Origin of the sequence: Mitsuaria sp. GD03876 (genome assembly GCF_029840635.1) — a bacterium.
Taxonomy (GTDB): Bacteria; Pseudomonadota; Gammaproteobacteria; order Burkholderiales; family Burkholderiaceae_C; genus Roseateles.
Genome location: NZ_JAOCCU010000023.1, coordinates 30212 through 57009, shown reverse-complemented (window position 1 = coordinate 57009; position 26798 = coordinate 30212). Strand labels below are relative to the sequence as shown.

Here is a 26798-nt window from a genome sequence, read left to right as displayed (position 1 = left end):
TCGATGAACGACGCCGCCCCGCCGCACGCCGCCCCGCCCGCCTCGCCCGTCACCACGCCGCTGCAACCCGGCCAGGTGCTGGACGGCTTCGTCCTGGAGGCGCGGCTGCACCAGGGCGGCATGGCCAACCTGTGGCAGGTGCGGCGCGAGGTGCCGCTGCCCGGCGAGGACTTCCCGCTGATCATGAAGGTCCCCCGCATCAAGGGCGGCGAGGACCCGGCCACGATCGTCGGCTTCGAGGTCGAGCAGATGCTGATGCCCGCGCTCAAGGGCGCGCACGTGCCGCGCTTCGTCGCGCGCGGCGACTGGCGCCGCCAGGCCTACATCGTCATGGAGCGCATCGAGGGCGAAAGCCTGCGCCCGCGCCTGGACCAGGCACCGCTGCCGCTGGTGGAGGTCGTGGAGATCGGCATCCAGGTCGCGCACGCGCTGACCGACCTGCATCGCCAGCACCTGGTGCACCTGGACATCAAGCCCAGCAACATCCTGCTGCGCAAGGACGGCTCGGTGGTGCTGGTGGACTTCGGCCTGTCGCGCCACGACTTCCTGCCCGACCTGCTCGAGGAGGAGTTCTCGCTGCCGATGGGCACCGGGCCGTACATGTCGCCCGAGCAGGTCCAGTTCGTGCGCAACGACCCGCGCAGCGACCTGTTCGCGCTGGGCGTGATGCTCTATCACCTGTCGACGGGCGAGCGCCCGTTCGGCCAGCCGACCTCGGTGCGGCAGCTGCGCCGGCGCCTGTACGTCGACCCGATCCCGCCGCGCGCGATCCGGCCCGAGCTGCCGCCCTGGTTCCAGGAGATCGTGCTGCACTGCCTGGAGGTCCGCGCCGAACGCCGCTACCAGAGCGCCGCGCAGCTGGCGCTGGACCTGCAGCGGCCAGACGCCGTGCCGCTGACGGCGCGCGCGCACAAGCTGCAGCGCAGCGGCATGGTGCGGCGCTTCAAGCGCTGGTTCCTGGCGATGGGCGAGGAACCACGCGCGCCCGCCTCCGTCGGCGCGCAGGTCGCGCGCAGCCCGGTGATCATGGCCGCCGTCGACGTCCAGGGCGCGACGCCGGCGCTGCTCGAGGCACTGCGCGAGGTGGTGCGCCGCCTGATGCAGACCGAACCCGGCGCGCGGCTGGCCTGCGTCGGCGTGATGCGCACCAACCGCATCGGCATGGACGAGCTGACCGACGCGCAGGGCCGCAGCCACCATGTGCAGCAGCTCATCGCGCTGAAGAACTGGGCGCATCCGATGACGCGCGAACTGGCGCTGGAGGACGGCCGGCTGACCTTCCACGTGCTGGAGGCGCCGGACGCCGCCGACGCGTTGATCGAGTTCGCCGCCAAGACCGGCGTCGACCATGTCGTGATGGGCGCGCGCGCCAGCTCGATGATGCGGCGCTACCTGGGCAGCGTGTCGGCGCAGGTGGTGTCGCAATGCGCCTGCACCGTCACCGTCGTGCGCGAGCCGGTGCTGCCCGACGCGCCGCCCGAGGACGACACGCTGATCAGCCCGTCCGCGTCGAGCTGAGCCCGCGGCGCGAATCCGCCCGCCGCTCGCGTCTTCCAGCGTCTTCCTGCCCTTTCCGCCCTCCTTCGTTCCCTGCCCCGCCTGCCCGCCATGTCCGCCTTCGCCGACAACCCCTGCACCCGTTGCGGTGCCTGCTGCGCGAGCTTCCGCGTCGACTTCTCGCGCCATGAACTGCTGAGCGAGGGCGGCAGCGTGCCGGACGGACTGGCGGTCGAGGTCACCGGCTCGACCTGCCGGATGCGCGGCACCGACCATGCGAAGCCGCGTTGCGCGGCGCTGCAAGGCCGGGTCGGCGAACGTGCCGGCTGTGGCATCTACGAGTGGCGGCCGTCGCCGTGCCGTGAATTCGGCATGCGCGCGCCGCTGGGGCTGGGCGACGAGGCCTGCACGCGGGCCCGCGCGCGCCACGGCCTGCCGCCGCTCGAGGCGCCGATCGCCTTCCCCGCGCGCTGACGGCCCGGCCGCCTCGTCGGACCGTCAGCGGACCATCAGCGGGCCATCAGCAGGCCATCAGCAGGCCATCAACGGACCTTCAGCGGACCTTCACCGAGGTCTTCTCCATCTTCGCCTTCAGGCTGTCGAGCTTGGCCGCGTAGAGCTGGCGCTGGCCGGTGGTGACGCTGTACTCCTCGGCCTTGTTGAGCTCGTCGCGCACGACGTCCCAGCGCCCGAGGCCGACGTTGGCCAGCGCCATCCAGAAGTGGAACTCGTGGTAGTAGGCGGAGCGGTCGATCTCCTTGGCGAACAGGTCGCGAGCCTTGGCGTACTCGCCGGCCTTCATCGCGGCGACGCCGAGGTCGAAGAACTTGAACGGCGGATAGGGCTGGAGTTCCGCCAGCCGGGTCTCGAAGCGCTGCGCTTCCTCGACGCGGCCCTGGAAGCGCAACGCCTGCGCCAGGTTGGCCATCGCCTGCACGTTGGCCGGCTCGCGCGCGAGCACGCCGCGGAAGGCGCGCTCGGCCAGCGCGGTGTCGCCGTGGCGGCGGTAGATCACGCCCAGCGTGTTGAGCGCCGTCAGCAGCCGCGGCTCGTGCAGCCAGGCGGCGCGGGCCCACCAGTAGGCGCGCGCCAGCTGGCCCTGCGCCATCACCTCGGCGGCGCGGTTGTTCATGTACATCGCCACGACCATGCGCTCGTCCAGCGGCATCGCGCGCTGGCGCGAGATCTGCGCGCCGGGCAGGAAGTCCACGACCAGCGACGGGTCCTCGGTGCCCAGCACCAGGAACTGGTTCTTGCGCCGGCCCAGCGCGATGTTGACGTGATTGGAGACCACCTGCAGGTCGCCGACGCGGCTCCACTGCTCCTCGTCGTAGATCTGGCGGAAGACGAAGGGCATGTCCATCTCGCGCGCGAAGGCAGCGGTCATCATCGCCAGCGACAGGCAGTTGCCGGCCTTGGCGTCGAAGGCCTCGGCGGCGGTGCGGGTGGTCTCGGCGTCGTACTGCAGCTGCAGCTCGCCGCGGGTGTAGAGCGCGTCCAGCAGCGTGTGGCGCATGTCGCGCGAGTCCAGCAGCAGCGTGGTGCGCGAGGTGGCGTTGGGGATCTTGCGGTGCAGGAACTCGCGCATCTGCGGCGTCAACGAGATCACCTTGTCGGGGTCGATGACGTCGGGGCTGGGCGGGAAGAGCTCGTCGTGGATCAGCGGCGCGGTGTCCATGCGGGGCGGCACCTCGGGCATCGGGGCGCAGCCCGAGGCGGCGAGCGCGGCCAGGACCGCCAGCGCGGCACCCAGCCAGGCCGAATGGATGGAAGCCCGCCGGGCGGGCGCCGCGTCGAACGCGGGGGTCGTCGTTCCCATGACCGTCTCCAACGCGGCCTCTGACAGGGCCGCTGGAATGGGATGCTAGTCCCGCCGGGCGGCCCGCGCACGGCGGCGCGACGGAAGGGGTCTTACGAGGCGCGAATCGGGGTGGCGAGCGCCTGCGACGACCCTCAGCGCCGCTCGACGACGAACACGACCACGCTGCGCGCCGGCACCCGGAAGTCGCCTCGCGCGCCGTCCGCCCTCGCCTGCTCGCGCACGACGCGGTCCGCGGCGCCGGCCGCGCGCTGCACCGGATGCAGCCGCCAGGCGAAGCCGGCCTCGGCGGGCAGGCTCAGCGCGACCGGCGCCGCCCCGGCGTTGACGACGAACAGCACGCGGTCGAACACCGCGTCCGCCCTTCCCTGGCCATCGATCCGCCCGACGATCACCCCAGGCACCTGCCCCGGCCCGGTGTTGTGGAACACCAGCCGGCGCTGGATCTCCGCCGGATCCGCCATCCGGAACAACGGCGTGCTGGCGCGCAGGCGCAGCTGGTCGAGGAACACCCGGCTCGTCCAGGCGATCACGCTCGGCCAGGGCTTGCGCGACGGGTCCATCAGCCCGTGATACGCCGACGACGGGCCCAGGTGCGTCACCCCTTGATAGGCCGACCACGGCATCCCTTCGCCGAAGCCGTTGTCCTGCAGGCTCCAGTCCAGCCGGTTGAACCGGTCGCCCGAGTCGTAGCTGTTCCGGTCCATCGACTTGGACCGCAGCAGTTCGCCCCCGGCATGGAAGTAGGCGATGCCCTGGCTCAGCGCATTGATGCCCAGCGCCACCGCCTGCGTGCGGGCGCGGTCCGTGTCGCTGGTGTCGCGCGGCAGCTTGGCCATCAGCGCGTCGAACAGCGTCATGTTGTCGTGGTTCTCGACGTAGTTGACGACCTCGGCCGGCACCGACGCGTAGCCGCCGGGCTGGTCGCCGTACGGCAGCTGCTCGCCGGTGACGCGACGGCCGTCGGCGGTCTGGAACGCATACCCGCGCAGCGTGCCCGCCATCGCCAGCTTGAGCAGGTCGCCCTGGCGCAGCAGCTCCTCGCGGCGCGCCGCACCGCCCGGGGCGCCGCCCTGGCCGGCCTGCTCCGCCGCCAGCGGGACCACGAAGCCCTTGTTGTCGATGGTGTCGGCGATCGAATCCCCGGCCGAGCCCCCGCGCACCGCGTCGCGGCCGCGGTCGCTGAAGGTGCCGATGCCTGTGCCGTTGAGCGACAGCTGGGACGCCTGCACGAAGCGCCGGCTGTTGGCGACCTCGCCGAAGTTCCAGCCCTCGCCGATCAACTGCACCTCGCGGCCCAGCTCGCGCTTGAGCCGCGCCTGCAGCTGCTCCATCACCGCGCGCGGCTGGTGGCCCATCAGGTCGAAGCGGAAGGAGGCGATCTTGTACGCCCGCGCCCAGGTGAGCACCGAGTCGACGAGCAGCTTGCCCATCATCCGGTGCTCGGTGGCGGTGTTGTCGCAGCAGGTGGACTGCTCGACCTTGCCGGCCGCGTCCAGCCGCTGGTAGTAACCCGGCACGATGCGGTCCAGCACCGAATGCGGGGCCTGGCCGGACGCGCTGGTGTGGTTGTAGACCACGTCCATGCCCACGCGCAGGCCGGCGGCATGCAGGCCCATCACCATCGCGCGCAGCTCCCGCACGCGCACCGCGCCGTCGTTGGCGTCGCTGGCGTAGCTGCCTTCCGGCGCCGTGTAGTGGAAGGGGTCGTAGCCCCAGTTGAAGCAGCTGCGCTCGCCGATCGCCTGCACCGAGCCCGGGCTGGCGCAGGTCCGCTCGGACACCGAGGAGAAGTCGAACACCGGCAGCAGGTGCACGTCCGTCAGGCCCGCGGCCCCCAGCGCGCGCAGATGGCGCATGCCTTGCGACTGCGATTGCGTGAAGGCCAGGTACTTGCCCCGCATCGCGGCCGGCACGCTGCGGTCGTCGCGCGAGAAGTCGCGCACGTGCAGCTCGTAGATGACCATGTCGGTCGGCGTCTTCACCCGATCCGGGATGCGGCTCGCGTCCCAGCCGGGCGGCTTCAGGCGCGACTCGCCGAGATCGGCGACGTAGCTGCGCGCGGAGTCCGCCGACAGGCTCACCGAGTACGGGTCGGTCACCAGGTTGCGGACGCGGCCCAGGCCGGGGACGAAGACCTCGACCAGGTAGCGGTAGTACGCACCGGCCGGCACGCCGGTCGCCTGCGCCGCCCAGATGCCGGTCGCGTCGTCGCGGGTCAGCGGCAAGCGCGCGCGGGCGGCGCTGTCGGGGCCGTCGTAGGCGCACAGCTCGACGCGGTCGGCCGTCGGCGCCCACAGCTTGAAGGCGGCGCCCTTGGGCGTCAGCGCCACGCCGAGTGCCGGCTCGTTCTCGGCAGCGGCGTACAGCTCGTCGAGCGCCAGCGCCGCCTGCGCCGCGCTCCAGCGCAGCACCCGCCCTTGCGCATCCTCGACGGTGAGCAGCGTTTGCCCCCGATGCAGCGCGGCCACCTCCCCCGGCGCGCCGGCGTCCGGCAGCGCGAGTTCCGCGCCTGCGCCCAGGTAGGCGGTCTTCGCGGCGAGCTCGCCGGTCAGCGGCTGGGTCGACGGCACCAGCGTCACGCTGCGGTCCGCGCCGGCGAGCCGCCCCTGCGAGAGGCTCAGCGCGCCCGTCGCGGCGTGATGCAGGCGCACGACCTCCCCCGCCGCCAGCGTGACGCCCGGCCAGCGCAGCCGGCGGGCGTCGAGCCACACCGGCTGGGGCGACGGCTGCGTCACGGTGAGCGTGGCCGACTGCGCCGCCAGCATCGTCGCCAGCTCGGCCACGCAGGCGGCGAGCGACGCGTCCGCGTCGCCCGAGGAGCCTGAGGAGCCTGAGGGGCCTGAGGAGCTCGAGGGGCTCGAGGCGCTTGAGAGGCTTGAGGCCCCCGCCGGGCCGGCCGCCGCCGGCTGCGCGACCAGTCCGCCAAGGATCAGCGCGGCCATCAACGGCCAGGGTCGGGACGAGGTCGAACGCGGGCCCATCGGGTCTCCAACGAAGTGTTGTTTTTCGAGTTCGGCGCCGACCGGGGTCGTCACCGCTGATTGGTTTTGGATAGTAGCAAAACTACATCGCCGAACGATCAGGACTTCCCTTCATAGGTCATTCCTTCTATGCTGCGGCGCGGCGGCTTTCGGAGACTCTGGCCGCTTTTGTACTTTTGCTACAGAACAAAATCTGGAGACCGTGAGATGACTCACCGCCCGACCGTCGCCGCCCTGCTGGCCGTCCTGAGCGGGACGGCCGCGCTGGCCGCCGGCCGCCCCGCCGACGCGGCGAGCGTCGCGCCCACCGCGGCGGCGGCCCGCGTCGCCGCGCCGGTCGACCTGTCCCCGGTGCCCGAGGTCCGCGGCCGCGGCACGCTGCCGGAGGGCTGGCAGCACGGCGCGTTCATGGAGATCTTCGTCCGCGGTTTCCAGGACAGCGACGGCGACGGCATCGGCGACCTGCGCGGCGTGACCCAGCGGCTGGACTACCTGAAGGACCTCGGCATCAAGGGAATCTGGCTGATGCCGATCACCGCCAGCGCCGACCGCGACCACGGCTACGCGACGACGGACTACCGCGCCATCGAGCCGCAATACGGCACGCTGGCCGATTTCGACGCATTGATCCGCGAGGCCCACCGGCGCGGCATCGGCGTGGTGATGGACTACGTGATCAACCACGGCGCGCGGGAGCACCCGCTGTTCCGCTCCGCGGTGTCCGATCCGGCGAGCCCCTGGCGCGACTGGTTCGTGTGGACGACCGAGCCCCTGCCCGCGCTCAAGGACTGGGACATCTGGGGCAAGACGCCGTGGTACCTGCCCGGCGAGGAAGTGCCCGAGGTCGCCGAAGGCGCGAGCGCCCCGCCCAAGCCCGACGCGCCGGCCGGCACGCCGCGCTACTTCGCCACGTTCGGGCCGCACATGCCGGACTTCGACATGCGCAACCCGGCGGTGGTGAAGTACCACGCCGACAACCTGCGCTTCTGGCTCAACCGCGGGCTGGACGGCTACCGGCTCGACGCGGTGCCGCACCTGATCGAGAACAACGCCAAGGATTGGAACGACCAGCCCGAGAGCCGCGCGCTGACCGGCTGGTTCACGCGGCAGATCAAGCGCTATCCGCATCGTTTCGTCGTCTGCGAGGCGACCGCGGAGCCCAAGGTCTACACGCGCCAGGACCTGTGCGGCAGCGCGTTCGCCTTCGGGCTGGAGCGCGCGGTGATCGACGCGGCCAAGGGCGGCGACGGCGCGGACGAGGCCGTGGCGCAGGTCGCGCGGTTCTTCGCCGAGTCGCCGCTGTCGATGGCGACGATGCTGAGCAATCACGACATCTTCGCGGGCAAGCGGCCGTGGGACCAGTTCGACGGCGACGAGGCGCGCTACAAGCTGGCCGCCGCGACCTACCTGCTGCTGCCGGGCACGCCCTTCCTCTACTACGGCGAGGAGATCGGCCAGGCCGGCGTGCCAGGCCTGCCCGGCGACGCGCCGCTGCGCGCGCCGATGAGCTGGACCGCCGACGCCGGCGGCTTCTCCGGCGGCACGCCGTTCCGGCCGATCTCGCCCAACATCGCCACGCACAACGCGCGGGCGCAGGCGGCCGATCCGGGCTCGCTGCTGAACTTCTACAAGGCGATGCTGGCGCTGCGCAACAGCCAGCCGGCGATCGCCCGCGGCCGCTACGAGGCGCCGCTCGCGCAAGGCCGCGTGCTGAGCTTCCAGCGCGTCTTCCAGGGCCAGCGCGTGCTGGTCGTCATCAACTATGGGCAGCAGGCGGCGGACATCGCACTGCCCGGGCTGCCGCCGAAGGCGCGGCTGCGCGTGCTGCACGCCGCCTCGACCGCCGCCGCCACGGGTGGCGCGGTCGGCACGGACCGTACAGTCGGCGCTGCCGCCGCGAGCGCAGTCCCCGCCAAGGGCGCGTCGCGCGGGGCGGCACCGGTCGTCGACGCGCGGGGCCGCCTGATGCTGACCGTCGCGCCGCAGTCGGTGCAGGTCTTCCGTCTTCGCTGAAGGCCGTGCAGGATGACCGCCCTGACCCGCCTTCCGCTGCCCCTCGTTTCCCTCGCCTTGAGCCTTCTCGTCATGACGCACACTCCCGCCGCCGCCGCGACGGCCGCTCCCGTCTCCTCCACCGCCGCGGTGACGATCGACCGCGTCGAGCCGCCGGACTGGTGGGTCGGCATGAAGTCGCCCGAACTGCAGCTGATGCTGCACGGCGCCGGCATCGGCGCGCTGCAGATCGAGCTCGACCCGGTGCCCGGCGTGGCGCTGGCGGGCACGCGGCGCGGGGACAGCCCGAATTACCTGTTCGTCGACCTGCGTCTCCTGCCCACCGCCCGGCCCGGCACGCTGACGCTGCGCTTCAAGCGTGACGGCCAGCTCGTCGCCGAGCACCGCTACCCGCTGCGCGAGCGCGCGCCGGGATCGGCGCAGCGCGAGAGCTTCGGGCCGAAGGACGCGATCTACCTGGTGGTGCCGGACCGTTTCGCCAACGGCGACCCCGGCAACGACGAGGTGCCCGGCATGGCCGAGGGCCTGCGCCGCGACGACCCGGGCGGCCGGCACGGCGGCGACCTGGCGGGCCTGACGGCGCACCTGGACTACATCGCGGCGATGGGCTTCACGATGCTGTGGCCGACGCCGCTGTCGGTGAACGACAGCCCGCAGTGGAGTTATCACGGCTACGGCGCGACCGACTTCTACAAGATCGATCCGCGCTTCGGCACCAACGCCGACTACGTGCGCCTGTCCGCCGAGGCCAAGCGCCATGGGCTGGGCCTGATCCAGGACATCGTGCTGAACCACATCGGCGGGCATCACGCATGGATGTCGGACCTGCCGACGGCGGACTGGGTCAATACCTGGCCCCAGTACACCGAGACGCATCACGCGCGGATGTCGCTGCAGGACCCGTACGCGGCGCCGAGCGACCGCAAGCGCTTCAGCGACGGCTGGTTCAGCCCGGGCATGCCCGACCTGAACCAGCGCCAGCCGCTGGTGGCGACCTACCTGACGCAGATGAGCCTGTGGTGGATCGAGACGGCCGGCCTGGCGGGCGTGCGCACGGACACCTACAGCTACTCGGACAAGGACTTCCTGGCCGCGTGGTCGAAGCGGCTCAAGGACGAGTACCCGCGGCTCAACATCGTCGGCGAGGAGTGGAGCCCGCATCCCGCGGTGGTGTCGTACTGGCAGGCGGGCAAGCGCAACCACGACGGCTACGTGTCGTCGCTGCCCAGCCTGATGGACTTCCCGTTGCAGGAGGCGCTGCTGGCGGGGCTGAACCAGCCGGACTCGCACGACGGCGGCTTCACGCGGCTGTACGAGGCGCTGGCGCACGACTTCGTCTATCCGGACCCGGCCAACCTGGTGCTGTTCGAGGGCAACCACGACACGCCGCGGACCTACAGCGTCCTGCACGAGGACCTGGACCTGACGAAGATGGCCTGGGCTTACCTGGGCGTGGTGCGGCGCATTCCGCAGTTCTTCTACGGCTCGGAGATCCTGATGACCAGCCCGCGCCACCGCGACGACGGCGCGGTGCGGGCGGACTTCCCCGGCGGCTGGGCCGGCGACGCGGTCAACGCGTTCACCGGCGCGGGGCTGGGCGAGCGACAGGCCGGCGCGCAGGCGTGGCTCAAGCGCCTGCTGAACTGGCGCAAGGGCGAGCGGCTGGTGCATGACGGCGCGCTGATGCAGTACGCGCCGATGGCCGAGAGCTATGTGCTGTTCCGCTACGACGCGGCCAAGGGCCTGGCTGGCCGGCGCGTGATGCTGGTGATGAACAAGGCGCGCGAGGCGCGGGAGCTCGACCTGGCGCGCTTCCCGGAGATGCTGCGCGGCGGCGAGTCGGCGCTGGACGTGATGTCGGGCGAACGGCTCACGCTGGGCCGGACGCTGAAACTGCCGGCGCGGTCGGTGACCGTGCTGTCGATCGAGTGAATCCTTCGCGCGACCGATGCCGCCGCCACGGCCGCTGAGGCCGGCGGCGGCCACGCGGTTGCCGGGACGGCCACGGCCCGGGCCGTCACGCCCTGGTCAATCCCGTTCGCTGCACAACGCGCCGAGCAGCAGCCCGCCGGCCAGCGCGAGGTAGACGACACCCAGGCGCGGCGGCGTGAGCCGCGCCTCGAAGCCCGGCGTCAGGCGCTTGGGCACGAGCAGGTAGTCGGTAACGAGCGCGACGCCCGTGAGGGTGATCGCGTCGGTGGCGGCGTTGACCGGCGTCGGGCGGCGATGCCAGCCGCGCATCAGCGCGTAAATGCTGCCCCAGAACAGCGCCGAGCCCAGGTGCGTGGTCACGCCGACGGCGGTGTGGCGCAGGTTCAGTTCGTCGGACGCCAGGGCCTCGTCGCCCCACAGCCAATGACTGGGTGCGTTGAGGCCGGCCACGGCGCGATGGCCGCCGGCGCGGCTTCCCCAGGACACGGCGAGGGCCGAGAGCAGCCCGGAGGCGAGGCCGGCGATCAGCGATTCACGGATGAGATCGGCGGGGCGAAGGCTGCGGAGCGGGAAATGAGGCATGACGAGACTCCATGAGGCGACTGGCGATGTCGCCCGTGGCGGGCAAGGCTGGTTCCCGCGCAGAATCTGCCGAAACCCGACCGCCCCGGAGCTCCCCATGCGCCCTGCCCCGCGTCTGCTGCTGCCGTTCCTCGCCGCGATGGCGATGTCCCTCGCTGCGGCGCGCGATGTCCGAGCCGCAGAGTACACGGGCCCGATCTTCGACGCGCACTTGCACTACAACGAGGAAGCCTGGAACGGCCGCGAGGGCCCGCATCCGCCGGCGGACGTGCTCGCGCGGATGAAGCGCAACGGGGTGAAGGCGATCCTGTCGAACTCGCGTCCCAACGACGGCACGCGCGCCTTGGCATCGCTGGCGGAGACGCGTGCCGCCGGCGTGACGGTCGTGCCCTTCATCCGGCTCTATCGCACGCGAGCGGACTACGACAACTGGTTCCGCGACGAGAGCATCCATCGCATGGTCCAGGAGGAGTTGGCGCGCGGCACCGCGTCGGGCCCGTACCGCGGGATCGGCGAGTTCCACCTCTACGACAGCGCGAATGCACGCGGTCCGGTGGCGCGCAAGCTGATGGCGCTCGCGGAAGAGAAGGCGCTGGTCGTGCTGGCGCACGTGGACGACGAGGCGATCGAGCTGCTGATGGACGCGACGCCCAGCAAGGGCCGCGAGGCGATGCTGATCTGGGCGCACACCGGCATCGACGGCGCGCCGATCGAGCGCGTGGCGGCCTTGCTCGCGAAGTACCCGAAGCTGATGGGCGAGTTGTCCTACCGGCCCGGCCTGACCTGCGAGGACGGCCGGCTCTGCCCCGACTGGCGGGCGCTGATCGTGAAGTATCCGGACCGGTTCCTCATCGGCTCCGACACCTGGGTGAATCAGCGCTGGCAGGCCTACGACGCGACGATGACGTCGTACCGGACGTGGCTCGGCGACCTGCCCGCGGACACGGCGAGGAAGATCGCCTGGGGCAATGCGGCGAGGCTGTTCGGGATCGCCGACGCGCCCTGACCGCGCGCCAGAAGACGCGTACTGACGTTCGACGTTCGGTTCCAAGGCGGAGTGTCTTGTCGGGTCATTGAGACCGTGGCGCCGATGCGCCATTCGCCTGGGACATTCCCGAAGGCCGTCCGAAGCGGATCGCCGATTCGATGGACGCATCCCACTTGCAATGGTCAGTGCGTGCCACGCCTTCCACCCATCGAATTCATCGGGAAAGCGATTCGTCACGCAAACCCTGAAGGCGCTCGTGAGTAGCCGGCCCGGAGACTGCCGGCATGAAGCTCACTGTCCTGCTCGTCATCGCCCTGACGGCGATCCTCCTGGTCGTTCGTGCCTTCGCGCCATTCAACGTCTCCTCGGTGTCCATCACGATCCAGGATCGAGATCTCTGGATTCGGAACGGTCATCTCAAGGACGCCGACATCCGCCGCCTGGAGCGGCTCTTCGAGACCCACATGCGCATCGACACCGTGCACTTCGAAGACGTCGACGGCGGCGACCCGCTGTATGCGCGTCTATCCCTCGATCGCGCGCTGGCGTTCCGCCAGGTCGACGTGCGCGGCCGCTGCGGCACCGCTTGTACCCACCTCGCGCTGGTGTCCCAATCGCCGGTGCTGCATGCGGGCGCCACGCTATCGATCCACGACGGCGTCCCCGTGCTCGATCCCGGCGGACTCCTGAGCGGCCACCTCGTCAACCTGAACTGGATCGCTGAACGGCTGCCGGACCTTCCCCGGCCCGCGCTCGAGAAGGCGTTGCTCAGCTTCGCTCCACACGATCACGAACTCGTGCTCAGCCCGGAAGCGGATCGGTCGATCACGGCCCGTCTCTGCCATCCGTCCCCCGTCGATTGCAAGCTGCTGCGGCACTTCAGGCCGGGCGAGACACGGATGACGGTTTCGCCCTGATGACGCGCTTGCGGAAGCGCCCTCACACGTAGCAACTGCACCCCATCGCGCCCCAGAAGGCCTGCGCCGCCGACGCATCGCGCGCGGCGCTGGCCACCGCCGCGTGATCGTGGCCGTGCACGCCGCAGGCGCTGGCGCAGCCGCACCTCGCGGCGTACTGGTAGCGGCGTTCCGCGTCGCTCGTCGATGACGAGGTCGAGCCCTTGCGCGCCTGGTAGCCGCCATAGCTGCGCACCGGCGACCAGTCCGGCATCGCCGGCGGCAGCGCCGGCGCCAGCGCCGCGTAGGCCCCGCTACCATGCACCGGCTTGCCCGCCACCACGGTCAGCACCGAGGTGATGTCCTGGATCTGGTCCTCGGGCACCGTCAGGAAATCGCGGTCCAGCACCGCCAGGTCGCCGAACGCCCCGGCCTTGAGCACGCCCTTCTTCCCGGTCTCGCGCGAGAACCAGGCCCCGTCCGCCGTCATCAGCCGCAGCGCGGCCAGGCGGTCCAGCCGGCGTTCCTCCGGATACAGCACCGTGCCGCCGATCGTGCGGCCCGACACCAGCCAGTACAGCGCCTGCCACGGGTTGTAGCTGTTCACCCGCGTCGCGTCGGTGCCCAGCGACACCGGCAGCCCCATCTCCAGCATCCGCTTGACCGGCGGCGTCTCCGCCGTCGCCTTCAGCCCGTAGCGCCGGATGAAGTACTCGCCTTGCATCGACATCCGGTTCTGCACCGCGATGCCGCCGCCCAGGCGCTTGATCCGCTCCAGGTTCTGCGGCGTCACCGTCTCGCAGTGGTCGAAGAACCAACCGAGCTTGTCGATCGGGTGATCGCGATGGACCTTCTCGAACACGTCCAGGCTGCGCGACACCGTCTCGTTGTAGGTCGCGTGCATGCGCCAGGGCCAGCCGTTGCCGGCCAGGAAACGCACCACGCCCTCCAGGTCGCTTTCCATCGACGCCGGCATCTCCGGCCGCGGCACCAGGAAGTCCTCGAAGTCCGCCGCGCTGAAGGCCAGCATCTCGCCGGCGCCGTTGAGCTTGTAGAAGTCGGTGCCGTCGCCAGGACGCCCGCTGCGGGCCCAGCGCTGGAAGTCGGCCAGTTCCTGCTTCGCCTTCTGCGGGAACAGGTTGTAGGCGATGCGCACCGTCAGCCGGCCTTCCTTGGCGAGCTTGTCGATGATCGCGTAGTCGTCCGGGTAGTTCTGGAAGCCGCCGCCGGCGTCGCCCACCGAGGTCACGCCGAGCCGGTTCTCCTCGCGCATGAAGTGCAGCGTCGAGTTGAGCTGCTGCTCCGGATCGAGCTTGGGGCCGAGGTTCAGCGTGTTGTAGAGGATGAAGGCGTTCGGCTCGGCGAGCAGCAGCCCGGTGGGTTCGCCGCGCGCGTCGCGCTCGATGATCGCGCCGGCGGGCTGCGGCGTGTCCTTCGTGTAGCCGACCGCGCGCAGCGCCGCGCGGTTCAGGAAGGCCTGGTTGTAGAGGTTGAGCACGAACACCGGCGTGTCGGGCGCGGCTGCGTTGAGCTCGGCCAGCGTCGGCATGCGCTTCTCGTCGAACTGGAACTCGTTCCAGCCGCCGACGACCCGGACCCACTGCGGCGCCGGCGTGCGCGCCGCCTGCTCCTTGAGCATCAGCAGCGCCGCGCCGAGCGAGCGCACGCCGTCCCAGCGCAGCTCCATGTTGAAGTTGAGGCCGCCCCGGATGATGTGCATGTGGGAGTCGGTCAGGCCCGGGATCACGCGGCGCTTCTCGAGGTCGACGATGCGGGTCTTCGAGCCGGCGAGCCTGCCGATCTCGGCATCCGTGCCGACGGCCATCACGACACCATCGCGCAGCGCGATGGCGCTGGCTTCGGGCCTGGCGGGATCCATCGTCGTGACGCGGCCGTTGCGCAGGATCAGCTCAGGCGCGCCGCCCTGTCCCGCCTGCGCCAGCACCGGCCCGGCCATCACGCTCAGCCCGAGCGCGGCCGCGGCCTCCATGAAATCGCGGCGGTTGCCTTGCGGCGCGTCCTCGCGGCCGATGCGGATGAGGTCGGTGAACATGGCAGGCTCCTTGGATCGGAGCCGTCGATTCTTCCCCTCCAAGCGGGGATTGGCTTCTCCCAAAGTGGGGACACCGTCGGGGGACGATCAGGGCCGATCCCGCTTCGCCACCCGCGACTCGAGCGGCTGGACCTGGTACTTCGGCTCGAAACGGCAGGTCTGCCCCAGCTTCTCCCTGGCCTTCTCGCAGCCGGCGGCGATCGACTCGGGCGTCGGTTTCTTTCCCTGCGTCGCCCAGGTCGACAGCGCCGACATCAGCGCCGCGTAGGTCGGATCGCTCAGGTAGCTGTGGTCCTTGTCGCCGGTGAAGGTCTGCACCAGCGCGTCGCCGCGTCCGGCCGCGGCCATCGTGCGGCCGAAGCTCTCCTGCAGTTCCACCATCGCCGTCGGATCATGGATCGCGTGGACCGTCAGCACCGGCACCGGAATCCGCCCGCCCAGGTCCGCATCCGCCGACAGGGTCGCCACCGCCTTCGGATCGGCCGTGTAGCGCGCGACGCCGGCGTTCAGCGCGGCGTCGTCGGCGGAACCCGCGTACACCGCGCCGACATTGCCGAACGGGCTCGCGCCGCCGGTGCGCTTGAACGCGATGTCCTGGAAGTGCCAGGTCGCCCAGTTCAGGTGGGACTGGATGCTGCGCTCCGGGATGTGCACCACGTCGACGATCGTCTTCACCTTCGCTGCCTGCTCCGGCGTGCGCTCCGCCGCCGGCTTGTTCAGCCCGAGGCACTCGTCCACGCGCTTGGCCAGGTCGTGCTGCTTCATCGTCGAATCCAGCGGCAACCCGATGTTCAACGGGTACTGCGGCTCGCTGGGCAGCGGGTGGTTGCGGCACAGGGATTGGTAGACGACCCGCAGGTCGAGCCGGAAGTCGTAGCTGCGCGTCCCGCCGCCCAGCACGCCCGAGGTCAGCAGCACCGCGTCGTACGGCTTGCCGTCGGCGAACAGCTCCGCGCCCTTGGCCGCGACGCTCGCGCCCCACGACTGCCCGTGCAGGTAGACGTGCCTGGGCTTGGCGACCTTGTCGATGAACAGCCGCCGCAGGCGCTCGTTGTCCTCCGCCGCGGCCGTCACCGCGACGCCGCCCTGCCGGTAACTCGACGCCGCGAACGCGTAACCCAGCCTCGGCATGATGGTCCAGCGCTCGACGTCCTCGGTCACCCGCTTGAGCGTGGGCGCGCCAAGGAACGGCCCGCCATGCGCATGCACCACCAGGTCGCCGTTCCAGGCCTTGGGCATCACGATCATGTAGAACGCGCCCGCGCTGTCCTGGCCCGTCAGGCAGCGCGCGCCCTCGCCCACGCCCGATGGGCAGGCCGTCGTCGCGGGCGCGGCCTCGGCCGCCATGTCGAACTTCGCGCCCTCCGGAGCCTTCGCGCCATCAGGCGTCTTCGCGCCCGCCGACGTGCCGGCCATCAGGCCGAGCGCGCCGAGCGCCATCGCCGCGGCGAACGCCAGCGCGCCCGTCTTCCCGGCACCCATCTTCCCGTCACCGGTCTTTCCGGCGCGTGTCTTCCTGGCGCCAGTCGCGGCGCCCTGCTTCATCGTCATCCTCATCTCCCTTCAGGAATCCGGCTCGTCCGCGAGGGCGGTCAAGCCGGCATGGCGGGCACCGCGCCCGCGGTCGCCGTGCGCTCGTGGCGACGGCGACGCCACATCCACAACATCGCCACGCCCAGCCCGGCCAGCGCGAACGACCCTGGCTCCGGCACCGCGGCGGCGAAGCCGAGCTGTTCGCTCGCCACGCGTTGCAGCAGCAGCGCGTCGCGCGCGCTGATGCCGAGGTCGCGGGCGGCGATCTCGTTGAAGCCGAGCACCGACGGATCGAGCCCGGTGATCGTGCCGAACAGCGTCAGCGCGCTCAGGTAGGAGCCGTACTTGCTCGCATGGGTGCCGTCGTCGAACCACAGGTCCAGCAGGCCGTCGGTGGCCGCGTTGGCCGCGTACATGTCCGGCGTCGCGAAGCCCGCGGCGATCGCCCGCATGAAGGCCTCGCCCACCGGCGCGATCCCCTTGATGCCGCCCGAGCCGTCCGCCCCCGCCAGCAGCGCCGCCGCCGCGTAGGCCTGCTTCAGGTCGTCGGTCATCGCCTGCAGCGTCGGATAGAACGACGGCGCCGGCTGCCCGGTCGGGATGATCTCGCCGGTGTTCTCGTCGGTCACCGTCGTGCTGGGCGCGTTGACCAGGTTGGGTCGCGCCCAGGTCTGGTACAGGTACACGTCGGCCGCCGCGTTGGCATTGGCGTTGGCCGCGACGTTGCGCAGCAGCGAGCAGGTGCCGGTCGACGCGCCGGTGATCTCGGCGCACTTCGCGTTGGTGCCGCCGATCAGGTCGCGCTCGCGGTAGCTCAGCGCGTTGCCCTGGTGGACCCAGTTCTCGATCAGGTTGGTGTACGTGTTGAAGTAGGCCGGGTTGGACGACAGCCCGGCCTGCTTGGTCAGCGGCTCGTCGCTCTGCTCCTGCAGCACCACCTTGTCCCAGGCCTGCGAGCCGATGTTGCCCCGCAGATCCCAGCCGGCGTTGTTGGTGTTGAGGAACTGCCCGCGCAGCGAGGCCGCGTTGCGCGCCGAGATCGACACGTCGTAGTCCAGCCCGACCTGCACGGTGAACTGCTTGAAGATGCCCGCGACGCCGCCCCAGGGATGGGGCTCGAAGCCGTTGGCGCCGCTCGGGTTGGTGGCGTACATCGACGCGGTGAGGTCGTGCACGTTGGCGGCGTTGTAGCTCATCACCGGATCGATGCGGCCGAACGTGTAGCTGTTGCCGACGAACAGGATCTTCGTGGCCTCGGCGCGCGCGCCGGACGGCGCCAGCGCCGCGGCCGCGAGCGCGACCGCGCCGGCCAGGCGCCAGGAAAACTTCATCATGGTGGACGGCATGGTCGTGCTCCTTCGTTGCTGGGGGTTGAAGCGCGTGTCAGAAGTTGTGGCGGACGCCGGCCTCGAAGCCGCCGCTGTCGCCGCCGGGCTGCGTCGTCGCCAGGCCGACGTTGAAGCGCGTGCCGCGGCCCTTGTTGTCCACCTTGGCCAGGTTGGTGTACAGCGCGGTGCGCTTGGACAGGTCGTGCACGTAGCCGATGGCGATGTGCGTGGCGTCGCTGGCGACGTTCTTCGCCTTGAGCCAGGTGTAGGCGAAGCGCAGCTCGCCCTGCGGCCACACCTGCCACTGCGTGCCCAGCATCGTCGCGGTGGTGCTGGTGATGCCGACCTCGTTGCGGCCCCACAGCGCCATCAGCTTGGCCGGCCCCCACTGGTAGGACATGCCGACGTTGCTCTGCGTGTAGTCGCCGGTGGCGTAGCGGGTCTTGGAGATCGCCGCCGAGCCGTTGAAGGTCTCGTTGCGCCAGCCGATGCGAATGCCGGTCAACTGGCCGTCCTTGCGCGTCGGCCCGGCGCCCTGCTCGCCCAGCGCCAGCATCGCGTGGCCGTAGAAGCCGTTGATGCCCGAGGGCGTGAAGTAGCCGATCGAGTTGGACGCCCGCACGTTGGTCCGCGCCGTCGTGCCGTTGGCGGGCACCGGATAGAACATGATCCCCGAGCTGCCCACGCCGTTGGTGCCGAACGGATGCATCGACGTCGTCAGGTTGCCGAACGAGGGCACGTAGTCGCGGCCCAGCCGCAACTCGCCCCAGTGGCCCGAGACCTGCACCGTCGCGCGCCGGCCCCAGGTCAGCCCGCCGCTGACCGAGTCCTTGTTGTTGGTGCTGGTCGCGCCGCTGGTGCCGTCGTCGACGGCCACCGCCGACTCCAGCCAGAAGCCGACCTTGAGCCCGCCGCCCAGGTCCTCGGTGCCGCGCACGCCGAAGCGGCTGGAGGTGTTGCCGTCGCTGTTGACCAGGTAGCGGGTGTCGGTGCCGCTGGCCTTGAGCGCCTGCACGCCGATGTCCATCAGCCCGAACAGCTGCACGCTGCTCGTCTGCGCCTGCGCGCCGGCCGCCCCCAACGCCGCGCCCAAGGCCAGGGCCGCGCGCGCCGCCGAGGCGGCTCCCGAAAGTCGATTCGTCTGCTTCACGTTGTCTCCGTGTGGTTGTTGTCGTGTCCTCGCCGGGACCGTTCGTCGTACTGACCGCCGGACCGTTCTCGGACGGTTCTTGGGATCCGGGGCCGACCTTAGAGACGGCGATTCATAGCGTCAAATACACTGATTCGCGGAGTCCGAGACGTTTTCGATATGGGACGTACGTAGCTTTCCTCACCTCGGCGGGGGACGGCAGCGGCGAGCCTTCGGACCTGGAGACAAGACATGGACCTGCGACACCTGCGCTACTTCGTGACGGTCGCGGAGACCGGCCACATGACCCGCGCCGCCGCGTTGCTCGGGATGCAGCAGCCGCCGCTGAGCCAGCAGATCAAGACGCTGGAACAGGAGCTGGGCCTGGCGCTGCTGCATCGCCATCCGAAGGGCGTGAGCCTGACCGACGGCGGGCGGCAGTTCCTGGACGAGGCCCGGCGCCTGCTGCGCGACTACGCCGACATGCGCGACCGCATGGAGCGCCTGGCCGGCGGCCAGCACGGGCTGCTGGCGATCGGCTTCACCAGCTCGGCGGCCGCGCATGCCTACACGCCGGCGGTGTTGCGCGCCTGTCGCGGCGAACATCCCGGCATCGCGCTGACGATGACCGAGAACCACGCCGCCGGACTGATCGAGGCGATCGTGAAGGCGCGGCTGCATTGCGGTTTCCTGCGCGTGCCGGTCGCCCGGCCCGAGGGCATCAGCTTCGAGACGCTGTTGACCGAGCCCGCGCTGCTGGCGCTGCCGCTGGACCACCGGCTCGCGTCGGTGCCGCGCGCGGCGACGACGCCGGTGCCGCTGGCCGAGCTCGAGGACGAGGACCTGATCCTCGTGCGCCGCCCCGGCGCGCCCGGCCTCTACGCCAACCTGCTGGCGCTGTGCGAGCGCGACGGCGTCAAGCCGCGCAGCTTCATCGAGGTCGACCGGATGATGATGAACCTCAACCTGGTCGCGGCCGGCGCCGGGATCACCGTGGTGCCGGCGTCGATGCGGGGCGTGCACGCGCATTCGATCGTGTTCCGGCCGATGGAGAAACACGCGCGGCTGGAGGCGCCGCTGACGCTGGCCTACCGCACGCACGACCAGGACGGACCGATGGCGACCTTCCTCGCCCTCGCCCGCCGCATCGCGATGGCGCACCGCGATGCGTAGGCGCGCGCTGCTGGGGGTCGCCACCGCCGCGATCGCCGCGAGGATCGCGGCGCCCGGCGCACGCGTGGTGGCGGGCCTCGGTGGCGCCGCGATCGCCGGCGGCGCCAGGGCGCAGGCGGCCGCGTCTGGCGCGGAGCCCTGGCCGTCGCGCCCGATCCACCTGATCGTCGCCTACCCGCCCGGCGGCGTCAGCGACGAGACCGCGCGCGGCCTGGCGCAGTTCATGAGCGCGCGGCTGAAGGTGCCGGTGATCGTCGAGAACCGCGCCGGCGCCGGCGGCCTGACGGCGCTGGAGTCGCTCGCGCGCGCCGCGCCGGACGGCCATGCGCTGGCCTACTGCGCGATCTCGCCGTTGGTGTTCGCGCCCGGGGCGCCGGCGAGCGCGACGCCGCCGGCCGCGCGCGGCGACGGACCGCTGCGCGACATCGTGCCCGTGGTCAGCATCATGGACACGCCGGTGCTGGTGCTGGCGCACCCGTCGTTCAAGCCGCGGGATTTCGCCGCGACGATCGCAGCCGCGCGCGCCGCGCCGGGTCGCCTGCGCTGGGCGACCTCGGGCCACGCGACGGTCGGCCACATGGTGCTGGCGCAGGTCCGCGCCGCGGCCGGCGTCGACATCATCCACGTGCCCTACAAGGGCGGCGGCCAGCAGCTCACCGACGCGATCGGCGGCCAGTTCGAGCTGCTGTCGTCCAACGTCGCGTCGCAGCAACTGCAGTTCGTGCGGCAGGGCCGGCTCAAGGCGCTGGCGATCGGCTCGCCGGTGCGGCTGCCGGTGCTGCCCGACGTGCCGACGCTGGCGGAACTCGGCTTCCCGGAGGCGAACCTGGTGTCGACCTTCGGGCTGTTCGCGCCGCGCGGCGTGCCCGAGGAGCGGCTGCGGCTGATCAACGCGGTGGTCAACGAGGCGTTGCGCCAACCCGAGATCCGCTCGAAGATCCTGGACGTCAGCAACCTGCCCACCGGCGGCAGCGCGGCGGACTTCGCCGCGCGCATCGCCAAGGAGCGCGAACGCGCGCTGCGCGTGCCGGCGGACTGAGCGCCGGAGCGCTCGGGCGACGCCCTCGCGACAAGCGGCGCCAGACCCGCGTTCGGCATCGGTTCGGCATCGGTTCGGCGCCGGTTCGGCGGCGAGCTCGGCGTGCGTCAGCCCAGGCGCTCGACGACCTCTTCCGCGATCGCCAGCGCGCTGGTCAGGCCCGGCGACTCGATGCCCATCAGGTTGACCAGCCCCGGCACGCCATGCTGCGCGGGACCGTCGACGCGAAAGTCGGGCGCCGGTTCATGCGGCGCGTGGATCTTCGGTCGCACGCCGCTGTAGGCGGGCTGCAACGCGCCGTCGGGCAGCGCCGGCCAGTAGCGGCGCACGTCGTCGTAGAAGACGTCCGCGCGGGCGGGATCGACGGTGTAGTCGATGTCCTCGGGGCGGTCGACATCCAACCATTGCGCGTCCGGCCCGAAGCGCGCCTGCCCGCCGAGGTCCAGCGTCAGGTGCACGCCGAGCCACGCGTCCTGCGGCAGCGGGTAGACCAGCCGCGAGAACGGCGCCCGGCCCTGCAGCGCGAAGTAGCAGCCCTTGCTAAAGCGTGCGGCCGGCGGCGTGGGCAGGCCGTCGATCGCGGCGGCGACGAGTGGCGCATGCAGCCCCGCCGCGTTGACGACGATCCGGGCGCCGAGGTCCATGTCGGCGGTCGTCACGACGTGCCGGTCGCCGCCGCTGTCCCGATCGCGCCGCACCGCCGTCACCGCCGCGCCGAAGGCGACCGCGCCACCATGCCGTTCCAGATCGCCCTGCAGCGCCAGCATCAGCCCGTGGCTGTCGACGATGCCGGTCGACGGCGACAGCAGCGCCGCCTCGCATCGCAACTGCGGCTCGAGCGCGATCGCTTCCTCGCGACTGAGCCATCGCAGGTCGTCGACGCCGTTCACGCCGGCCTTGCGCTGCAGCGCGCGCAGGCCCTCCACCTGCTCCGGCGAGGTCGCCACCACCAGCTTGCCGCAGCGCCGGTGCGCGACGCCATGCGACTCGCAGAACGCGTAGAGCAGTTGCTTGCCGCGCACGCACAGCCGCGCCTTCAGCGAGCCCGCCGGGTAGTAGAGGCCAGCATGGATGACCTCGCTGTTGCGCGAGCTCACGCCGGTGCCGATCGCGTGCTCGCGCTCCAGCACCAGCGTCTCCAGGCCGCGCATCGCCAGCGCCCGTCCCACCGCGAGGCCGACCACGCCGGCCCCGATCACCACTGCATCGACTTGATCCATGGGCGGCGATTGTGCCGAGCGCCCTTCCCCCGATCGCTACGGGGAACCCGCAGCGCGGGTTCGGCGGATCAGCCGCGCAGGTCGGCCAGCGCCCGCGGATGCTGGAGCCCGAACGCGCTGACGGCCGCGGCGTCGTGGCTGAACTCGCCGGCGGCCAGCCGCTGCGCGAGCGATTCGAGGTCCAGCGTCAGGAACTCGCTCACCTCGCCGTCGCCGTTGCGCGGCGCGAAGCCGGCGGGCAGCGGCAGGCTGAAGACGTGGAGCACTTCGTCGTGGAGGCCTTCGGGCTCCATGCGCGTGCTGCGCAGCGCGCCGCGCGGCTGCACCGACGCGCTGATCGCCATCGGCACGCCGGCCTCCTCGAGCAACTCGCGACGGGCGCAGTCGACGAGGTCCTCGTCCGCGGTCAACCCGCCGGCGGCGAGGTTGTCGAGCCGGCCGGGATCGGTCGCCTTCGTCATCGCACGGCGGCCGCAGACCAGCCGCGCGCCGGGCAGGAAACCGTTGACGTGGACCGCCCGGCTCATCAGCCCGAAGAAGCGGAACGCGGCGCGCTCGAGCCGGAACAGCACCTCGCCGCGCGCGGCGCAGGGGTCGTCGACGGGGCGCTCGCAGGCGTAGCGTTCGCCGCGCCAGCCGGCGATGGCGCCGCGTTCCCTGAGCGCCAGCGCGACGGCGCCGATGCGCTCGGAGCGCACGTCGGTCTCGAGGGCCTCGGCGTCCCAGCACAGCGCGCCGTCATGCCACGCGAGTTCGGGCCAGCACTCGGCGAGCAAGACCTGGCGCATCGGATGCACGCGGCCGATCGTCGCCTCGCCCAGGCGCAGGGGGATCAACCCCTCCGGCAGCGGCTGCCGCGCGAGTTGCAGGCAGCGCGGCATCACGGCGACGAGCGAGGGCGGCAGCAGGGAAGGCATCGCGCGATTGTCGGGGCGCCTCCCCCGAGATTGACTGGAATGTGCGAGAGACGAGACCCCTTGAACGCAGGATGATCGCCGCCTCGTTCAGCACGAACACGCCGTCAGTGACGCGAAGGAGCCGCTCGATGAAGCTCGCCTTGCACCAAGCATTCCGCCAGGTCGGCGCCAGCGACCACGAAGCCCACATCGCCGCCGAATCGATCGACGGCGCGCTGGAGAAACGCATGACCGACCGACAGGGGCAGTACGCCAGGCTCACCGACCTCCAGGCCTTGAAGGTCGACATGGCGGACCTCAAGTCCCAGGTCGCCAGCGTGCGTGGCGAGGTCACCATCCTGCGGGCCGAGATGAAGCAGGAGATCGCCGGCGTGCGAAGCGAGATGAAGCAGGAGATCGCCAGCGTGCGGGGCGACATGGCGCTGCTGCGCGGCGAGGTCAAGCAGGAACTCGCCAACACCAAGACCGATCTGGTGCGATGGATGGTCGGCAGCCAGGCGGCCACGATCACCGTGCTGGCATCGCTGATCTTCGGCTTGTTCAAGTACCTGAAGCCGTGACCCCATGGGCGTCCCGGCGCCCAAGAAAAAACCCCGCCAGCCTGCGCTGACGGGGTTGATCTGGTGGGCGGTGCAGGGTTCGAACCTGCGACCCCTGCCGTGTGAAGGCAGTGCTCTACCGCTGAGCTAACCGCCCGGTATACGGACCGGGTTGCCGGATCTCTCGGAACTTCAACAAGACTGTGGTGGGCGGTGCAGGGTTCGAACCTGCGACCCCTGCCGTGTGAAGGCAGTGCTCTACCGCTGAGCTAACCGCCCGGTCTTGTCGTCCTCGACCGCCGCTTGCGCCGCAATCAGGATGTCCGGGAAAGTCGAAGATTATGCCATGAAGATTTGACGCGACTCAAGAAGTCTTTGAACTTCTTCGCTCACGCCGCCGGCACGGCGTCCGCCGCCGCCGGCACCTGCCAGATGCGCTTGCCGCCGCTGGCCTTGTCCAGCTCCGCCAGCACCTTGTCGTGCAGCGCGAGTTCCTCCGCCGTCGCCGCGATCACCGGCAGCGCGAACGCGCTGAAGTCGATCGCCGCCACCGCCAGGTCGCCGCCCTGCCCCGGCGTGGCCGCGGCGCTGTCGTCGATGACCAGCGAGTCCTGGCCCCGCGTCAGCCGGATGTAGACCTCGGCCAGGAGCTCCGCGTCCTTCACCGCGCCGTGCAGGCCGCGGTTGCTGTTGTCGACTTCCAGCCGGCGGCACAACGCGTCCAGCGAGTTCGCCTTGCCCGGGAACATGTCCCGCGCCATCAGCAGCGTGTCGCGCACGCCGTCCACGCATTCGTGCAGCGGCGCGCGGGCGCAGCGCTTGAGCTCGGCGTTGATGAAGCCCACGTCGAACGCCGCGTTGTGCGCGATCAGCTCCGCGCCGCGGATGAACTCGAGGAACTCGTCGACGATCTGCGCGAACTTGGGCTTGTCCGCCAGGAATTCGCTGCTCAGGCCGTGGACGCGGAACGCCTCCTCGGGCATGTCGCGTTCGGGGTTCAGGTAGAAGTGCAGATGGCGGCCCGTCAGCTGACGGTTGACCATCTCCACGCAGCCGATGTCGACGACGCGGTCGCCCGATTCGGGATTCAGGCCGGTGGTTTCGGTATCGAAGAAGATCTGACGCATGTGGCGAGGTCTCGGTGTCTCGGGATGTCTCTGTGTCGCCGGAGGCGGCCCGCGATCAGCGGGCCGCGGCGGCCGGCGTCGCCTTCAGGCGCGCCGCGCGCCGATAGGCCCACAGCATCATCAGCGCGCCCGCGACGATCATCGGCACGCTCAGCCATTGGCCCTGGCTCAGGTGCAGCGGCTGGTCGTCGAGCTTGAGGAAGCTGTCGGGCTCGCGGAAGAACTCGACGACGAACCGCGCCACGCCGTAGCCCAGCAGGAACAGCCCGGACACCGCCGCCATCGGCCGCGGCTTGCGCGCGAACAGCCACAGCACGATGAACAGCAGCACGCCCTCGCCGAGGAACTGGTAGATCTGCGACGGGTGGCGCGGATTGCCGTCCCCGGCCTGCGGGAAGATCATGGCCCACGGCAGGCCGGGGTCCGCGGCGCGGCCCCACAGCTCGCCGTTGATGAAGTTGCCGAGGCGACCCGCCGCCAGCCCGGTGGGCACGCAGGGCGCGACGATGTCGCCGACCTCGAGGAAGTGGAAGCCGCGCCGCCAGGCGAAGAACGCCAGCGCCACCAGCACGCCCAGCAGGCCGCCGTGGAAGGCCATGCCGCCCTGCCACACCGCGAAGATCTCCAGCGGATGGCTCAGGTAGTGCGAGGGCTTGTAGAAGAACACGTAGCCCAGCCGGCCGCCCAGCACCACGCCCAGCACGCCGTAGAACAGCAGGTCGTCGATGTCGCGGCGGGTCCAGCCGCGCGCCGCGTTCCAGGGCTTGTTGACCATCCGGTTGCCCAGGAACATGAACAGCCCGAAGGCCGTCAGGTACATCAGCCCGTACCAGTGGATGGGCCAGCCGAAGATCGAGAAGGCGACGGGGTCGAACTTGGGATGGACCAACATGGAATACGGTTACCGCGCGGAGAAGGCGCGAATCATAAAGGGGCCGGACCGCCGGGACGGGCGGTCCGCCTCGCCGGCTCAGCCCGCCGGACCCAGCGCCGCCAGCTGCTTGCGGCAGTCCTCGATGTCGCCGTTGCCGCCGCGGCGGTTGTCCACGCAGCGCTGCAGCGCCGCGCGCGCGCCCGCCTTGTCGCCCTTGGCCGCCAGCGAACCGGCCAGCCGCCGGTCCAGGCCCAGTTGCTCCGCGCCCAGCATCCCGCGGGCGCGCTCGAACGAAGCCACCGCCTTGTCGTACTGCCCCAGCGCGTCGTACGCGCGGCCCAGGTTGTAGGCGCCCATCGCCTGCTCGGGCTGCTGCTTGAGCAGCTCCTCGAACCACGGCACCGCCTTGTCCTTGCGATCGCCGAACATCAGGTTGCGGCCGTAATCGCTCCACAGCACGCGTTGCTCCAGCAGCAGCTCCGGACGCTGCGTGCGCACCGCGCGCAATTCCTTCTCCATCGACGGCCAGTCCTTCTTCGATGCCGCCACCCGCGCGCGCATCAGGTGCAGCTGCGCCGGATCCTTGACGTCCTGCTCCAGCGCGCGCGCCTTGGATTCGCCGCCGCCGATGAAGCTCGGCAGCGCCAGGTAGTACTGCTGCAGCGCGCTGCGCGGCTCGGGCGCGTCGGGCAGCAGCGTCATGGCGCGCTGCGCCAACTCGCTGACCCGGCCCAGCGAGCCCAGCGCCTTGAACTTGCTGCCGCCGCGCGCCTGCATCACCAGCGCCAGCGCCAGCGCGTAGGGGCAGGCGCCGTCCTCGGGCGAGCGCTGCACGCATTGCTCCAGCCGCTGGATGTTCTGCTTGAGCACCGACGCGTCCGCCAGGTCGAGCTGCGCCAGCGCCAGCGCGGCGACCGCCTGCGGATCGTCCGGCTTCGCCTGCAGCCGCTGGCCGGCCAGCTTCTCCAGGTCGTCGGCCCGGCCGGCGTCGAGCAGCGATTGCAGCGCCGGGTCCTTGAGCACCGCGGCCTGCGCGGCCGTGGCGAAGGCCACGCTCATCAGCATCGAGAAACCGGTGACGACGCAGATCGCCCCGATGAGGCGGCGCAGGCGGCCGCGGCGTTCGGCATCGCGGGAGTGACGGGGAGGTTTCAC

Annotated in this window: 21 protein-coding genes and 2 tRNA genes; 9 read left to right on the top strand and 14 right to left on the bottom strand. The window is 71.1% G+C overall.

Features of this window, described 5'->3' with window-relative positions; translation table 11 throughout:
- The first annotated feature begins 3 nt into the window (after window positions 1-3).
- Entirely contained in the window at window positions 4-1518 is a 1515-nt protein-coding gene (locus N5D62_RS15755) for a bifunctional serine/threonine-protein kinase/universal stress protein (RefSeq protein ID WP_279758792.1), read from the top strand.
- A 90-nt stretch (window positions 1519-1608) separates the two neighbouring features.
- Window positions 1609-1971 carry a YkgJ family cysteine cluster protein gene (locus N5D62_RS15750; protein ID WP_279758791.1) on the top strand — a complete coding sequence of 121 codons (363 nt, stop codon included), beginning with the start codon at window positions 1609-1611 and terminating at the stop codon, window positions 1969-1971.
- Window positions 1972-2050: 79 nt separating this feature from the next.
- Here the strand turns inward: N5D62_RS15750 and N5D62_RS15745 are convergent, their stop codons facing one another.
- Together N5D62_RS15745 and N5D62_RS15740 are read right to left on the bottom strand one after the other, a co-directional pair.
- Complete coding sequence (locus tag N5D62_RS15745) at window positions 2051-3316, bottom strand: tetratricopeptide repeat protein (protein WP_279758790.1); 1266 nt, start codon at window positions 3314-3316, stop codon at window positions 2051-2053.
- A gap of 134 nt (window positions 3317-3450) precedes the next feature.
- Window positions 3451-6300 carry an alpha-1,6-glucosidase domain-containing protein gene (locus N5D62_RS15740; RefSeq protein ID WP_279758789.1) on the bottom strand — a complete coding sequence of 950 codons (2850 nt, stop codon included), beginning with the start codon at window positions 6298-6300 and terminating at the stop codon, window positions 3451-3453.
- 207 nt (window positions 6301-6507) lie between these two features.
- Between N5D62_RS15740 and N5D62_RS15735 the strand changes: the two genes are divergently transcribed.
- Window positions 6508-8313, top strand: a complete 1806-nt coding sequence (locus N5D62_RS15735) for an alpha-amylase family glycosyl hydrolase (RefSeq protein ID WP_279758788.1) — start codon at window positions 6508-6510, stop codon at window positions 8311-8313.
- A gap of 72 nt (window positions 8314-8385) precedes the next feature.
- Window positions 8386-10245, top strand: a complete 1860-nt coding sequence (locus tag N5D62_RS15730; protein WP_279758787.1) for a glycoside hydrolase family 13 protein — start codon at window positions 8386-8388, stop codon at window positions 10243-10245.
- Window positions 10246-10341: 96 nt separating this feature from the next.
- On the opposite strand, the gene N5D62_RS15725 is transcribed toward N5D62_RS15730, so the two are convergent.
- Window positions 10342-10827, bottom strand: coding sequence for a hypothetical protein (locus N5D62_RS15725; protein ID WP_279758786.1), 486 nt, complete (start codon window positions 10825-10827; stop codon window positions 10342-10344).
- 139 nt (window positions 10828-10966) lie between these two features.
- Here N5D62_RS15725 and N5D62_RS15720 point away from each other — a divergent pair, with 139 nt between their 5' ends.
- A complete protein-coding gene (locus N5D62_RS15720) occupies window positions 10967-11833 on the top strand; it encodes an amidohydrolase family protein (RefSeq protein ID WP_279758846.1) in 867 nt (288 codons plus the stop codon).
- 266 nt (window positions 11834-12099) lie between these two features.
- Entirely contained in the window at window positions 12100-12732 is a 633-nt protein-coding gene (locus tag N5D62_RS15715) for a hypothetical protein (RefSeq protein WP_279758785.1), read from the top strand.
- A gap of 22 nt (window positions 12733-12754) precedes the next feature.
- On the opposite strand, the gene N5D62_RS15710 is transcribed toward N5D62_RS15715, so the two are convergent.
- The 4 genes from N5D62_RS15710 to N5D62_RS15695 form a co-directional block, all read right to left on the bottom strand.
- On the bottom strand, window positions 12755-14668 hold the full coding sequence (locus N5D62_RS15710; RefSeq protein WP_279758845.1) for an amidohydrolase: 1914 nt from the start codon (window positions 14666-14668) through the stop codon (window positions 12755-12757).
- 183 nt (window positions 14669-14851) lie between these two features.
- Window positions 14852-16246: a hypothetical protein gene (locus N5D62_RS15705; RefSeq protein ID WP_279758844.1), complete on the bottom strand. Its 1395-nt coding sequence runs from the start codon at window positions 16244-16246 to the stop codon at window positions 14852-14854.
- A 110-nt stretch (window positions 16247-16356) separates the two neighbouring features.
- Complete coding sequence (locus N5D62_RS15700) at window positions 16357-17643, bottom strand: PEP-CTERM sorting domain-containing protein (RefSeq protein ID WP_279758784.1); 1287 nt, start codon at window positions 17641-17643, stop codon at window positions 16357-16359.
- A 37-nt stretch (window positions 17644-17680) separates the two neighbouring features.
- Entirely contained in the window at window positions 17681-18775 is a 1095-nt protein-coding gene (locus N5D62_RS15695; protein WP_279758783.1) for a porin, read from the bottom strand.
- Window positions 18776-19006: 231 nt separating this feature from the next.
- On the opposite strand from N5D62_RS15695, the gene N5D62_RS15690 reads away from it, so the two are divergent.
- Both N5D62_RS15690 and N5D62_RS15685 read left to right on the top strand, forming a co-directional pair.
- The gene (locus N5D62_RS15690; protein ID WP_279758782.1) at window positions 19007-19927 is read left to right on the top strand and encodes a LysR family transcriptional regulator; all 921 of its coding nucleotides are present in this window, start codon (window positions 19007-19009) and stop codon (window positions 19925-19927) included.
- Window positions 19920-20966 (top strand): tripartite tricarboxylate transporter substrate binding protein, encoded by a 1047-nt coding sequence (locus N5D62_RS15685; protein ID WP_279758781.1) that lies wholly within the window; start codon window positions 19920-19922, stop codon window positions 20964-20966. Before N5D62_RS15690 ends, N5D62_RS15685 begins: the two co-directional genes overlap by 8 nt.
- A gap of 107 nt (window positions 20967-21073) precedes the next feature.
- On the opposite strand, the gene N5D62_RS15680 is transcribed toward N5D62_RS15685, so the two are convergent.
- A complete protein-coding gene (locus N5D62_RS15680; RefSeq protein ID WP_279758780.1) occupies window positions 21074-22186 on the bottom strand; it encodes an NAD(P)/FAD-dependent oxidoreductase in 1113 nt (370 codons plus the stop codon).
- A gap of 68 nt (window positions 22187-22254) precedes the next feature.
- Entirely contained in the window at window positions 22255-23103 is an 849-nt protein-coding gene (locus N5D62_RS15675; protein WP_279758779.1) for a DUF4743 domain-containing protein, read from the bottom strand.
- A gap of 128 nt (window positions 23104-23231) precedes the next feature.
- Here N5D62_RS15675 and N5D62_RS15670 point away from each other — a divergent pair, with 128 nt between their 5' ends.
- Complete coding sequence (locus N5D62_RS15670) at window positions 23232-23663, top strand: hypothetical protein (RefSeq protein ID WP_279758778.1); 432 nt, start codon at window positions 23232-23234, stop codon at window positions 23661-23663.
- 61 nt (window positions 23664-23724) lie between these two features.
- Here the strand turns inward: N5D62_RS15670 and N5D62_RS15665 are convergent.
- From N5D62_RS15665 to N5D62_RS15645, 5 genes are all read right to left on the bottom strand, one after another.
- Window positions 23725-23799, bottom strand: a tRNA-Val gene (locus N5D62_RS15665).
- A gap of 47 nt (window positions 23800-23846) precedes the next feature.
- Window positions 23847-23921 (bottom strand) — tRNA-Val (locus N5D62_RS15660).
- A 110-nt stretch (window positions 23922-24031) separates the two neighbouring features.
- Window positions 24032-24769, bottom strand: coding sequence for a DNA polymerase III subunit epsilon (dnaQ, locus tag N5D62_RS15655; protein WP_279758777.1), 738 nt, complete (start codon window positions 24767-24769; stop codon window positions 24032-24034).
- 55 nt (window positions 24770-24824) lie between these two features.
- Complete coding sequence (gene lgt, locus N5D62_RS15650; protein ID WP_279758776.1) at window positions 24825-25661, bottom strand: prolipoprotein diacylglyceryl transferase; 837 nt, start codon at window positions 25659-25661, stop codon at window positions 24825-24827.
- Window positions 25662-25739: 78 nt separating this feature from the next.
- Window positions 25740-26798 (bottom strand): tetratricopeptide repeat protein, encoded by a 1059-nt coding sequence (locus N5D62_RS15645; protein WP_279758775.1) that lies wholly within the window; start codon window positions 26796-26798, stop codon window positions 25740-25742.

Coding starts and splice junctions, on each gene's coding strand:
- N5D62_RS15730 (WP_279758787.1), top strand. CDS start 8,386: ATGACGCACACTCCCGCCGCCGCCGCGACGGCCGCTCCCGTCTCCTCC.
- N5D62_RS15745 (WP_279758790.1), bottom strand. CDS start 3,316: ATGGGAACGACGACCCCCGCGTTCGACGCGGCGCCCGCCCGGCGGGCT.
- N5D62_RS15740 (WP_279758789.1), bottom strand. CDS start 6,300: ATGGGCCCGCGTTCGACCTCGTCCCGACCCTGGCCGTTGATGGCCGCG.
- dnaQ (WP_279758777.1), bottom strand. CDS start 24,769: ATGCGTCAGATCTTCTTCGATACCGAAACCACCGGCCTGAATCCCGAA.
- N5D62_RS15750 (WP_279758791.1), top strand. CDS start 1,609: ATGTCCGCCTTCGCCGACAACCCCTGCACCCGTTGCGGTGCCTGCTGC.
- N5D62_RS15715 (WP_279758785.1), top strand. CDS start 12,100: ATGAAGCTCACTGTCCTGCTCGTCATCGCCCTGACGGCGATCCTCCTG.
- N5D62_RS15725 (WP_279758786.1), bottom strand. CDS start 10,827: ATGCCTCATTTCCCGCTCCGCAGCCTTCGCCCCGCCGATCTCATCCGT.
- lgt (WP_279758776.1), bottom strand. CDS start 25,661: ATGTTGGTCCATCCCAAGTTCGACCCCGTCGCCTTCTCGATCTTCGGC.
- N5D62_RS15680 (WP_279758780.1), bottom strand. CDS start 22,186: ATGGATCAAGTCGATGCAGTGGTGATCGGGGCCGGCGTGGTCGGCCTC.
- N5D62_RS15700 (WP_279758784.1), bottom strand. CDS start 17,643: ATGCCGTCCACCATGATGAAGTTTTCCTGGCGCCTGGCCGGCGCGGTC.
- N5D62_RS15720 (WP_279758846.1), top strand. CDS start 10,967: ATGGCGATGTCCCTCGCTGCGGCGCGCGATGTCCGAGCCGCAGAGTAC.
- N5D62_RS15685 (WP_279758781.1), top strand. CDS start 19,920: ATGCGTAGGCGCGCGCTGCTGGGGGTCGCCACCGCCGCGATCGCCGCG.
- N5D62_RS15705 (WP_279758844.1), bottom strand. CDS start 16,246: ATGGGTGCCGGGAAGACGGGCGCGCTGGCGTTCGCCGCGGCGATGGCG.
- N5D62_RS15735 (WP_279758788.1), top strand. CDS start 6,508: ATGACTCACCGCCCGACCGTCGCCGCCCTGCTGGCCGTCCTGAGCGGG.
- N5D62_RS15670 (WP_279758778.1), top strand. CDS start 23,232: ATGAAGCTCGCCTTGCACCAAGCATTCCGCCAGGTCGGCGCCAGCGAC.
- N5D62_RS15755 (WP_279758792.1), top strand. CDS start 4: ATGAACGACGCCGCCCCGCCGCACGCCGCCCCGCCCGCCTCGCCCGTC.
- N5D62_RS15675 (WP_279758779.1), bottom strand. CDS start 23,103: ATGCCTTCCCTGCTGCCGCCCTCGCTCGTCGCCGTGATGCCGCGCTGC.
- N5D62_RS15690 (WP_279758782.1), top strand. CDS start 19,007: ATGGACCTGCGACACCTGCGCTACTTCGTGACGGTCGCGGAGACCGGC.
- N5D62_RS15710 (WP_279758845.1), bottom strand. CDS start 14,668: ATGGCCGGGCCGGTGCTGGCGCAGGCGGGACAGGGCGGCGCGCCTGAG.